At 67.2% G+C, this 11,644-nt stretch carries 10 protein-coding genes; 5 read left to right on the top strand and 5 right to left on the bottom strand.

Annotation, left to right across the window (positions count from 1 at the left end; all coding sequences use genetic code 11):
- Positions 1-2 precede the first annotated feature (2 nt).
- The 5 genes from ACWDEX_RS30530 to ACWDEX_RS30550 are packed head-to-tail and all read right to left on the bottom strand — an operon-like array spanning position 3 to position 5,603.
- Positions 3-1,070, bottom strand: a complete 1,068-nt coding sequence (locus ACWDEX_RS30530; RefSeq protein WP_450467686.1) for an ABC transporter ATP-binding protein — start codon at positions 1,068-1,070, stop codon at positions 3-5.
- A complete protein-coding gene (locus ACWDEX_RS30535; RefSeq protein WP_450467687.1) occupies positions 1,057-2,037 on the bottom strand; it encodes an ABC transporter ATP-binding protein in 981 nt (326 codons plus the stop codon). The genes ACWDEX_RS30530 and ACWDEX_RS30535 overlap by 14 nt, the downstream gene beginning before the upstream one ends.
- 5 nt (positions 2,038-2,042) lie before the next feature.
- Positions 2,043-3,026 carry an ABC transporter permease gene (locus tag ACWDEX_RS30540; RefSeq protein ID WP_450467689.1) on the bottom strand — a complete coding sequence of 328 codons (984 nt, stop codon included), beginning with the start codon at positions 3,024-3,026 and terminating at the stop codon, positions 2,043-2,045.
- Positions 3,019-3,942, bottom strand: a complete 924-nt coding sequence (locus ACWDEX_RS30545; RefSeq protein WP_450467691.1) for an ABC transporter permease — start codon at positions 3,940-3,942, stop codon at positions 3,019-3,021. Before ACWDEX_RS30545 ends, ACWDEX_RS30540 begins: the two co-directional genes overlap by 8 nt.
- Before the next feature lie 32 nt (positions 3,943-3,974).
- Positions 3,975-5,603, bottom strand: coding sequence for a peptide ABC transporter substrate-binding protein (locus ACWDEX_RS30550; RefSeq protein ID WP_450467692.1), 1,629 nt, complete (start codon positions 5,601-5,603; stop codon positions 3,975-3,977).
- 553 nt (positions 5,604-6,156) lie between these two features.
- On the opposite strand from ACWDEX_RS30550, the gene ACWDEX_RS30555 reads away from it, so the two are divergent.
- The 5 genes from ACWDEX_RS30555 to ACWDEX_RS30575 all read left to right on the top strand — a co-directional run.
- On the top strand, positions 6,157-7,146 hold the full coding sequence (locus tag ACWDEX_RS30555) for an ABC transporter permease (protein ID WP_450467694.1): 990 nt from the start codon (positions 6,157-6,159) through the stop codon (positions 7,144-7,146).
- Positions 7,147-7,225: 79 nt separating this feature from the next.
- Positions 7,226-8,992 carry an ABC transporter substrate-binding protein gene (locus ACWDEX_RS30560; protein ID WP_450467695.1) on the top strand — a complete coding sequence of 589 codons (1,767 nt, stop codon included), beginning with the start codon at positions 7,226-7,228 and terminating at the stop codon, positions 8,990-8,992.
- Between the two features lie 118 nt (positions 8,993-9,110).
- On the top strand, positions 9,111-10,091 hold the full coding sequence (locus tag ACWDEX_RS30565; RefSeq protein ID WP_450467696.1) for an ABC transporter permease: 981 nt from the start codon (positions 9,111-9,113) through the stop codon (positions 10,089-10,091).
- A gap of 52 nt (positions 10,092-10,143) precedes the next feature.
- Positions 10,144-11,181 carry an ABC transporter ATP-binding protein gene (locus ACWDEX_RS30570; protein WP_450467698.1) on the top strand — a complete coding sequence of 346 codons (1,038 nt, stop codon included), beginning with the start codon at positions 10,144-10,146 and terminating at the stop codon, positions 11,179-11,181.
- Between the two features lie 26 nt (positions 11,182-11,207).
- Positions 11,208-11,644: ATP-binding cassette domain-containing protein (locus ACWDEX_RS30575; RefSeq protein ID WP_450467700.1), on the top strand; the 437-nt coding region annotated here is incomplete at its 3' end.

Here is an 11,644-nt window from a genome sequence, read left to right on the forward strand (position 1 = left end):
GCTCATGCGGGCTCCTCGGGAGGTTCCACCCGCCTCGGCGCGGAGGGCTCCGTGGAGAGGTTCTCCGCGAAGTGGCACGCCGAGTCGTGTGCGGCAGGGCCCGTCGCCGGACGGAACACCTCGGGCACCGCGAGCAGCGGCACCTCCCGGGCGCACCGCTCCCGCGCCTTCCAGCAGCGCGTACGGAACCGGCAGCCGGAGGGGATGTGCGTCGGAGAGGGCACATCCCCGCTCAGGATGATCCGCTGCCGCCGCTCCCGCGCCCCGGGGTCGGGCACGGGCACGGCGGACAGCAGCGCCTGGGTGTAGGGGTGCGTCGGATGCTCGTAGATCTCCGCGTCGCTGCCCGTCTCCACGATCCGCCCCAGGTACATCACCCCGACGCGGTCGGAGATGTGCCGCACGATCGACAGGTCGTGCGCGATGAAGACGTACGAGAGGCCGAACTCCGCCTGGAGCCTTGCCAGCAGGTTGATCACCTGGGCCTGGACGGACACGTCGAGCGCGGACACCGGCTCGTCGGCGACGATGATCTCCGGACGCAGTGCCAACCCCCGTGCGATACCGATGCGTTGACGCTGACCGCCGGAGAACTGGTGCGGATAGCGGTTGATGTACTCGGGGTTGAGCCCGACCACGTCGAGCAGTTCCCGCACGCGCCGGCGCCGGTCGCCCTTGGGCGCGGCCTCGGGGTGGATCTCGTACGGCTCCCCGATGATGTCGCCGACCGTCATCCGGGGATTGAGGGAGGTGTACGGGTCCTGGAAGACCATCTGGATGTTGCGCCGTACCGCCTTCAGAGCGCGTCCGGACAGCTTGGTGATGTCCTGCCCCCGGTACCTGATCGAACCGGCCGTCGGCCTCTCCAGGCTGACCAGCAGCCTGGCGATCGTCGACTTGCCGCAGCCGGACTCGCCGACGATGCCGAGGGTCTCGCCCCGGCCGAGGGTGAAGTCCACCCCGTCGACCGCCCTGACCGCGCCGATCTCCTTCTTGAAGAGGATTCCCCGGGTGAGCGGATAGTGCTTGGCCAGCCCGCTGACCTCCAGGATCGGTTCACGACCGGTCATGCAGGCACTCCCTCCAGAAGTGGCAGGCGCTCGCCCGATCCGCGGAGACCTCGTAAAGCGGGGGGACGTCGGTGCGGCACATGTCCCGCGCCAGCGGGCAGCGGGGGTGGAAGGCGCAGCCCGGCGGGATGGCCATGAGGTTCGGTGGCAGACCCTTGATGGCGTAGAGCTGCCGACCCTTGCGGTCGAGCCGCGGGATGGAGTCGAGCAGGCCCCTGGTGTAGGGGTGGGCGGGCGCCTTGTAGATGTCGTGCACGGGAGCGGACTCGACGATCCGGCCCGCGTACATGACGGCGATCCGGTCGGCGACGTCCGCGACGACACCGAGGTCGTGGGTGATGAGGATGAGGCCCATGTGGTACTCGCTCCGGAGTTCCGCGAGCAGGTCCATGACCTGGGCCTGGACGGTGACGTCGAGGGCGGTGGTGGGCTCGTCGGCGATGATCAGCGCGGGCTCCAGCGCCAGCGCCATGGCGATCATGATGCGCTGGCGCATACCGCCGGAGAACTGGTGCGGGTAGTCGCGCACGCGCTGCGCGGCGCCCGGGATCCGTACCCGTTCCATCAGCTCGACCGCTCTTGCGCGGGCGTCCTTCCTGGACATGCCCTGGTGCACGATGAACATCTCACCGAGTTGGTCGCCCACGGTGAGTACGGGGTTGAGGGCGGACAGGGCGTCCTGGAAGATCATCGCCATCTCGGCGCCGCGGATCCTGCGCCGCTCCTCTTCCCTCAGCCGCAGCAGGTCCCGGCCCTGGAAAAGGACTTCGCCGCCGGTGATCCTCCCGGGGGGCGTGTCGAGGATCCCCATGACGGCCTGCGCGGTGACGGACTTGCCGCAGCCGGACTCGCCGAGCACGGCGAGCGTTTCGCCCGCGTCGACGCCGTAGCTGACCCCGTTGACCGCCTTGGCGATCCCGTCCCGGGTCCGGAACTCCACGTGCAGGTCGCGTACTTCCAGCAGCACGGCCCTCACCTCAGCTTCGGGTCGAGGGCGTCGCGTACGGCGTCGCCGAGCATGATGAACGCGAGCACGGTGATCGCGAGGGCGCCGGAGGGCCACAGCAGCGCGTGCGGGGCGTTGCGGATGAACGGGGAGGCGGCGGAGATGTCGATCCCCCACGAAACGCTCGGCGGTTTCAGCCCCACGCCGAGGAAGGACAGGGTCGCCTCCAGCGCGATGTACGTGCCGAGCGCGATGGTGGCGACGACGATCACCGGCGCGATGGCGTTGGGCGCGATGTGCCGCAGCAGGATGCGGGAGTTCGAGGCGCCGAGGGCGCGGGCGGCCAGGACGTAGTCGTTCTGTTTGGCGGTGATGACCGAGCCGCGGGCGATGCGGGAGATCTGCGGCCAGCCGAGCAGCACGATGAACCCGACGACCGGCCAGACGGTGGTGCTGGTCACCACCGAGAGAAGGACCAGACCGCCGAGGAGCACCGGGATCGCGAAGAAGATGTCGGTGGTACGGGACAGGATCGCGTCCCATCCCCGGCCGAAGAACCCGGCGAGTCCGCCCAGTACCGAGCCGAGGAGCGCGACGCCGAGCGTGGCGCAGACGCCGACCGTGACCGAGGCACGCGCCCCGTGGACGGTGCGCGTGTAGACGTCGCAGCCCTGGCCGTCGAAACCGAACGGATGCCCGGACTGTGAGCCGTCCAGGGCCTTGGAGAGGTCGCAGGAGAGGGGATTGCCCGGGGCGATCAGCGAGGGCCGTACGGCGATGGCGACGAGGAAGAGGATCACCAGCGCGGAGGCGATGAAGACGGGGTTGCGGCGCAGGTCGTGCCAGGCGTCGGACCAGAGGCTGCGTGGCTTGCCCTCCGGGCCCGTGCCTTCCGGTCCCCCGGGTGTCTTCTCCAGGGTGGTCGCCTCGCTGGCAGCGAGGTCCATGGCGCCGCCCATGCCGGTCCCGGCCATGGCTCCCTCGGGCTCGTACGGCGGCTGTTCAGGCATAGCGGATCCTCGGGTCGAGTACGGCGTACAGCAGGTCGACGAGCAGGTTGGCGGTCAGGAAGACGAGGACGAGGATGGTCACGAAGCCCACGACCGTCTGGGTGTTCTGCCGCAGGATCCCCTGGTAGAGCTGGTAGCCGACGCCATGGATGTTGAAGATCCGCTCGGTGACGATCGCGCCGCCCATGAGGGCGCCGATGTCGGTGCCGATGAAGGTGACGACGGGGATGAGCGAGTTGCGCAGCAGGTGACGGGTGATCACCCGGCGGCGCGGCAGTCCCTTGGCGATGGCCGTACGGACGTAGTCGGAGCGCTTGTTCTCGGCGATGGTGGTCCGGGTCAGCCGGGTGACGTAGGCGAGGGAGACCGACGCGAGGACGAGCCCGGGGACGATCAGCTCGCCGAGGGCGGCCTCCGGGGAGACCGACGGCCTGATCCAGCCCCACTTGACGCCGAACAGCAGTTGGAGCAGCAGCCCGGTGACGAAGGTCGGCACCGAGATGACGACGAGGGTGAGCAGCAGGACCGAGGAGTCCACGGGCCGCCCGCGGCGCATACCGGTGAGCACGCCGAGGGCGACCCCGACGACGACCTCGAAGACGATCGCGACGACGGTGAGCCGGATGGTGACCGGGAAGGCCGTCGCCATCAGCTCGGTGACCCGCTGTCCGTTGAAGGCGGTACCGAAGTCGCCGGTGAAGACGTTGCCCATGTAGGCCAGGTACTGGTGCCACACGGGCTTGTCGAGGCCGAACTGCCGGCGCAGCTGGGCCGCCGTGGCGGGGTCGCACCGCCGCTCGCCGCACAGGCCCGCGACGGGGTCGCCCATCACGTGCACCATGAGGAAGATGAGCAGGGTGGCGCCGAAGAAGACCGGGATCATCTGCAGCAGGCGCCTGATGACGTACCGTCCCATGGGGGCTCCGGGGGTAGGGGGCGGCGTGCGGCTCAGCCGACCTTGATCTCGTCGTAGACGGGGACGCTGAAGGGATTGAGTGCCACCTGGGTCAGGCGGCTGGAGTAGCCGGCGCTGCCGTTCTGGTACCAGAGCGGGATGGCGGCCATGGTGTCCCGTACGACGCCCTCGGCCCGCTGGAACAGCCGTACGGCCTTGGCCCGGTCGCTCTCCGCGTTCGCCTGGTCGACGAGATGGTCGAAGTGCTTGTCGGACCACTTGCCGTCGTTGGAGGAGCCGTTCGTGTAGTAGACCGGCTGCAGGAAGTTCTGGATGAGCGGGTAGTCCATCTGCCAGCCGGCCCGGAAGGGGCCCTGCATGTTGTGCCCGCCGAGCTGGTTGCGGAAGTCGGCGAAGGTGCCGACCGGGTTGCCGACGCAGGCGGTGTTGTCGCCGAGCGCGTTGTTGATGGAGTTGCAGACCGCGTCCACCCACTGTTTGTGCGAGCCGGTGTCCGCGTTGTAGGTGATACGGACCTGTCCGCCGGGCAGGCCGCCGCCCTCCTGGACCAGCTTCTTGGCCCGCTGTGGGTCGTGTCTGCAGGCCGCGCCGCAGAATCCCGCCTTGAAGCCGCCGTCGGCGCCGAGGACCGGGGATGTCCAGTCACTCGCCGGGGTGCGGGTCTTGCGGAAGATCGTGCGGGTGATCTGGTCCCGGTCGATCGCCATCGACAGGCCCGTACGGACCTTCTCCATCCCGGGCCTGTTCCACCGCGGGTCGTAGAAGGGGAAGGCGAGGGTCTGGATGATGCCGGCCGGGGCGGTGAGGTAGCGGCCGTCCAGATCGTTCTTGACGAACTTGAGCTGCGCGGCGGGCACGTCGTCGACGAGGTCGAGGTTGCCGGCCATGAGGTCGGTGTAGGCGGTGTTGCTGTCGGTGTAGACCTTCAGGTCCACCCCGTTGTTGCGCGCCTTGTCCGCGCCTCGGTATCCGTCCCACTTCCGCAGGGACATCATGAAGCCCCTGGTGCTGGAGGTGACTCGGTACGGGCCGTTGCCGACGGGCTTGCGCAGCCAGTCCGCGTGGTGGTCGAAGAACGCCCGGGGCAGCGGGGAGTAGGCCACATAGCCCAGGGTGTCGGGGAACGTGGAGAACTTCTGGTTGAGCCTGACGGTGAAGGTGTGGGTGCCGGTGACCTTGAGCCCGGAGAGGGTGTCGGCACTCTGGCCACCGGATTCCGGGTGCACCTTGTCGTAGCCCTGGATGTAACTGAAGAAGTAGGCGTTCTTCTGGTTGTTCTTCAGGCTCGCGCCGTAGTTCCAGGCGTCGACGAAGGACCTGGCGGTGACGGGCTCACCGTTGCTGAACCTCCAGCCGTCCTTGACGGTGATGGTGAAGTTCCGTGAGTCCGGACTGTCGATCCGCTCGGCGAGCATGTTCTGAGGGGCGGCGGTCCTGGGGTTGTACCGCTTCAGCCCGCGGAAGATCATGTCGAGGACCTTGCCGCCCTGGACCTCGTTGGTGTTGGCCGGTTCCAGCGGGTTCTGCGGATCACCCCAGGAAGCGCTGAACACTCCGGGGGTGTTGCCCGCGCCGCCGACCCCGACTCCGCCGCATGCCGCCGCCGCGAGGGCGGCCGCCGCCGCGCCCGCCGCCCATCGGACGGGTCTGGCTCCACGCATGGAGTGCCTCCTCGGAATGCGCCGTGCCGCCGACGCCGACGCGCCGTCTGTTATCGGTCAATATCAGCGATTGACGGACATCACACTGATGCACACCATCCGTCGGGTGACGTCATCCGGATGGCAGGCAGGCGCAATCAGGTCAAAGATCTCGATGGGTGCGAGACGGCTCACGACCGAAATGGATCTTGATCAGGCAAAGCAATGAATCTCCGCCTATCCGTGCCGAAGCATTGGTTTCGGAACTCTCGCTGTACGCATTTCGATACTCTCCCGTCCGTATATCGAACTCATTGCCAGATTTGCCCCGTTGGCCCGGTTGAGGACACAGATCGATCACAACGTGCTACCCGCGTAGCTACGGATGGGTCAAGCGGAAGTAAAGAAGGCAAAGAGGAACCCAAGGCGGCTGAGAATTCATTGACCTTGAATGAATTGCGTTGAAAAAGTCCGGCGTAGCCCGTAGGGGAGTGCCCTGCGGAGTCATCAGACCCTCCCTTGGGCCAGGAGCACCATGACCACCCCTACTCCATCCTCGGCTGCACCCCTTGAGGTGACCGACGAAAGCGCCGAGAAGCCGAGCATTTCTGACGGCCCGAAGGACACCGCGACCAGGTCCCCGGGACAGCTCGCGTGGCTCCGTTTCAAGCGGGACCGCACGGGCGTCGTTTCGGCGATCATCGTGATCTGCTTCTTCGTCCTCGGTCTCGCCGCGCCGCTCATAGCCAAGCTGTACGGCAAGGACCCGTACACGAACTACGGGGTCGACGACCCCAGCCTGCTGGGCGACAACGGCCTCCCGGCGAACCCCAACGGCGGCATCAACAGCGAGTTCTGGTTCGGCATCGACCCGCAGCTCGGCCGTGACGTCTTCACCTTCCTGTGGTACTCGATCCGCAACTCGCTGCTGCTCGCCACCGGCATCACCATCCTCGCCATGATCGTCGGCGTGGCGATCGGCGTCACCGCGGGCTATGTGGGCGGCAAGACGGACTGGTTCCTCGGCCGGGTCATGGACATCCTGCTCGCCTTCCCGCAGCAGCTCTTCTTCGTGGCCTTCACGCCGGTGGTCCTGGCCCTGTTCGTGGGGGACAACGAGAACACGCCCGTCACGCTCATCGTGGTCTCCCTGATCCTGCTGCTGACCGTCTTCGGCTGGGCCTCCGTCGCCCGACTGTTGCGCGGTCAGGTACTGGCCCTGCGCGAACGGGAGTACGTGGAGGCCGCCAAGGTCACGGGAGCGTCTCCGGCCCGCATCATCTTCAAGGAACTGCTGCCCAACCTGTGGACGCCGATCCTGATCCAGGGCACCCTCATGCTGCCGACGATGGTCTCCACAGAAGCAGGTCTCGCCTTCCTCGGTGTTGGTCTTCAGGACCCGACCCCCGACTGGGGCGTCATGATCGGGTACGCCGCCCAGTGGTACCAGGACGACATCACCCTGCTGATGTTCCCCGGCCTCGCCATGGTGATCTTCGTTCTGGCGTTCAACCTCCTCGGTGACTCGGTGCGTGACGCGCTCGACCCGAAGACCAAGCGCTGACTCCGAACCTCCTCGGGATCACGGCAATGTCGCCGGGGTGCCGGACCACCCTCATCAACTCACTTCTAGGCAGGATGCGATGTCCTTCTCGCGCAGAAACTTCCTGATCGCCACCGGCGTCGCCGCCGCGTCGGGCTCCGTGCTGACCGCGTGCAGCAGCGGTAACTCCAACAGCGGCAACAGCGGCGGCGGCAAGCACGACGCGACCAAGGCCCAGAAGGCCTCGGTCAAGATCGGCACGGCGGAGGACTCCAAGGGCCCGGCTCCGGAGGTCTCCGGCGCCAAGAAGGGCGGCACGGTCTACCTGCTGAACGACGACGACTTCTCGCACCTCGACCCGCAGCGCATCTACTACGCGTGGAACTCGCTCGCCGCGGTCGTCCTCTCCCGCACCCTGTGCGGTTACAAGGTCGGCGACGACGGCTCGCAGACCCTGGTCGGCGACCTCGCCACCGACCTCGGCACCATGAAGGACGGCGGCAAGACCTGGACCTTCACCCTGAAGGACGGCGTCAAGTGGGAGGACGGCTCCGACATCACCGTCGATGACGTCCGCCACGGCTTCGAGCGCGGCTTCGCCGACTTCACCACCGAGGGTGCCACGTACGCCCAGATGTGGCTGGTGGGCTCGGAGGAGCCCCGCAAGTCCTACAAGGGTCCGTTCAAGGGCAAGCACCTGAAGTCGATCGAGACGAGCGGGAAGAGCATCACCTTCCACCTCTCCGAGCCGCGTCCGGACTTCAACTACGTCGTCGCCATGCACTCCTACGCGCCGACCCCGGTGAAGCACGACACCAAGCAGGACTACGACAAGAAGCCGTTCTCCAGCGGTCCTTACATGGTCAAGTCGCACGTCACCGACAAGTCCATGGTGATGGTCCGCAACCCGCACTGGGACCCGAACACGGACCCGATCCGCAACGCCTACCCGGACCGGTTCGAGTTCACCTTCGGCATCGAGGCGGAGACCGCCGCCGACCGTCTGATCGCCGACACCGGCAAGGACCAGTACGCCGTCTCCTGGCGCACGGTTCCGCAGAGCAAGATCCAGCAGGCCACCCTCAAGGCCAAGGACCGCCTCTTCTCGGGTCTGGGCAGTGGCGTCAGCGTCTACTGGATCAACACGACCCGGGTCACGGACATCAAGGTCCGCGAGGCCATCATCCGCGCCTGGCCGACCGCCGGCATCCGCAGGCTCCAGGGCGGCGAGAACCGCGGTCCCTACGCGACCGGCTTCATGAGCCCGCTCGTGGCCGGTTACAAGTCGCAGGACGTCTGGGGCAAGCTGAAGAAGCCCGAGGGCGACCCGGCGGCCGCGAAGGAGATCCTGAAGAAGGCCGGCAAGCTCGGCACCAAGGTCACCTACGCCTACCAGAACGACCCGGTCAACGCCAAGGTCAAGGTCGTCGTCGAGAACGCCCTGAAGAAGGCCGGCTTCGAGCCCGTCATGAAGCCCATCGACTCCACCACCTGGTACGACCAGACCGGCAAGATCGACAACCCGTTCGACGTCTACTGGGGCGGCTGGTCCGCCGACTGGCCGACCGGTTACTCGGACTTCATGCCGTGCTTCCACAGCTCCAAGGTGGTCGACCAGGGCAACAACTACTCGCACCTCAAGAACGACGCGGTGGACGCCGCGATCAAGGCCGCCACGGCAGAGGTCGACCAGAACAAGGCCAACGAAATGTGGGCCGCCATCGACAAGCAGGTCACCGAGCTGGCCGCCTTCGTGCCCGACGTGTACATGAAGCGCGTCTACATGCACGGCTCCAAGCTCGCCAACGTGCGGATGGACCCGAACTTCGACGGTTGCATGCTCTACCAGATGTACGTCAAGGCCTGATCCATCCCTGAGAGGTGGGGCGGCTCCAGCCGCCCCACCCTCGGCTCGTCCACCGGGCCCCCGGTCGCCCCGGCCCGGCCCGTTCCGTACGACGGCCCTCCCAGGAAAGCCAACCCCCATGCTTCGCTTCCTCGTCCGCCGACTTCTCGGCGCCGCGATCACGCTAGTGATCATCAGCGCGGTCACGTTCATGCTCTTCTACGCGGTGCCGCGCGATCCGGCCCGAATCGCCTGCGGCAAGGTCTGCACGCCGGACACGCTGGAACTGATCCGGCACAACATGGGGATCGCGGACCCGCTGCCGCAGCAGTACTGGAACTGGCTGTCGGGCATCTTCGTGGGCCGCGACTACCCGGGCTTCGGCCACTGCAACGCCCCGTGCCTGGGCTACTCGTTCGTCAACCGTGAGTCGGTCCTCTCGACGGTCGTGGACCGCTTCCCGACGACGGCCTCCCTCGCCCTCGGCTCCTCGGTGGTCTTCCTCATCTTCGGTATCGGCACCGGCATGCTCGCCGCGGTGAAGCAGGGCAAGGCCATCGACAAGATCGCCAGCTCCTCCTCGCTGATCGCCTCGTCGATGCAGATCTACTTCGTCGGCCCGGTGGCCCTCTACCTCCTCGTGTACCAGACGCACCTGCTCGACCAGCCCTCGTACACGCCTTTCACCGAGAACCCGGCCCTCTGGTTCAGCGGGCTGCTCGTGCCCTGGCTGGTCCTGGCGCTGATCTGGACCGCCAACTACACCCGTATGACCCGCTCCCAGCTGGTCGAGACGCTCAGCGAGGACTACGTCCGCACGGCCCGTGCCAAGGGCCTCTCGCGGCGTACCGTCTTCTTCCGCTTCGCCTGGCGCGGTGCGATGGGTCCGATCGTCACCATCTTCGGTATCGACATGGGCGTTCTGCTCGGCGGCGCGATGATCACCGAGAAGACCTTCAGCCTCCAGGGACTCGGCATGCTCGCCGTGAAGTCGGTGAACAACAACGACCTCCCGATGCTCCTCGGCGTCATGATCATCACCGCCGCCTTCGTGGTCTTCGCCAACATCATCGTCGACGCGGTCTACGCCCTGATCGACCCGCGGATCCGGCTCGCCTGACCCCGCACGCCCCCACCAGCTACCCCGCATCACCCCCTTCTGGAGCGTCCCCGTGACGAGCACCGATCAGCAGCCCTTCCTGTCCGTCAAGGACCTGAAGGTGCACTTCTCGACCGAGGACGGCACCGTCAAGGCCGTCGACGGCCTCTCCTTCGACCTCGCACGCGGCAAGACGCTGGGCATCGTGGGTGAGTCGGGGTCCGGCAAGTCGGTCACCAACCTGACCATCCTGGGCCTGCACAACCCGGACAGCACCAAGGTCGAGGGCTCCATCACGCTCGACGGCCAGGAGCTGAACGGAGCCTCGGAAGCGACCCTGGAGAAGCTCCGCGGCAACAAGATGGCGATGATCTTCCAGGACGCCCTGGCCTCGCTGTCGCCGTACCACACCATCGGCCGGCAGATCGGCGAGACGTACCGCAAGCACACCGGTGCCTCCAAGCAGGAGGCGCGGGCGCGGGCGATCGAGATGCTGCGGCGGGTGGGCATCCCCCAGCCGGACCGCCGGGTCGACGACTACCCGCACCAGTTCTCCGGCGGTATGCGCCAGCGCGCGATGATCGCCATGGCGCTGGTCTGCGACCCCGAGCTGCTGATCGCCGACGAGCCGACCACCGCGCTCGACGTGACCGTGCAGGCCCAGATCATGGACCTGCTCAAGGACCTCCAGCAGGAGTTCGGCACCGCGATCATCTTCATCACCCACGACCTGGGCGTGATCGCGGACATCGCCGACGAGGTGCTGGTGATGTACGGCGGCCGGTGTGTGGAGCGCGGCACCAAGGAGGAGGTGCTGCGGACCCCGCAACACCCCTACACCTGGGGTCTGCTGGGCTCCATGCCGAGCCTGGACGGCCCGGTCGACGTGCCGCTCACCCCGATCCCGGGCTCGCCGCCGTCGCTGCTGAACCCGCCGTCCGGCTGCCGCTTCCACCCGCGCTGCACCTTCGCGGACAAGATCGACGGCAACCGCTGCGCGACCGAGTCCCCCGTCCTGGAGATCACGGACGGCCGGGGCAACGCGTGCCACCTGACCGACGAACAGCGCCGCGAGTTCTTCGCCGACCTTGCCGCCAGCAAGGCCCACTGACGTACAAGAGACGGGATTTCACCACCATGAGCAGCACCACTCCCCTCCTGGACGTCTCCGGGCTGACCAAGCACTTCCCGATCAAGGGCGGCTTCCCGATCCGCCGCACGGTCGGCGCGGTGCAGGCCGTCGACGGGCTCGACTTCCAGGTCTCCGAGGGCGAGAGCCTGGGCCTGGTCGGCGAGTCCGGCTGTGGCAAGTCCACGACCGGCCGTCTGATCACCCGGCTCCTGGAGCCGACGGCCGGCAAGATCTCCTACCGCGGCCAGGACATCACCCACGCGAGCCGTAAGCAGCTCGCGCCGATCCGGTCCGAGATCCAGATGATCTTCCAGGACCCGTACGCCTCGCTGAACCCGCGGCACACGGTCGGCAAGATCATTTCCGGGCCGATGGAGATCAACGACATCAATCCGGAGGGCGGTCGCGAGAAGCGCGTCCGCGAGCTGCTGGAGATCGTGGG

Source organism: Streptomyces sp. NPDC001020 (assembly GCF_053599115.1).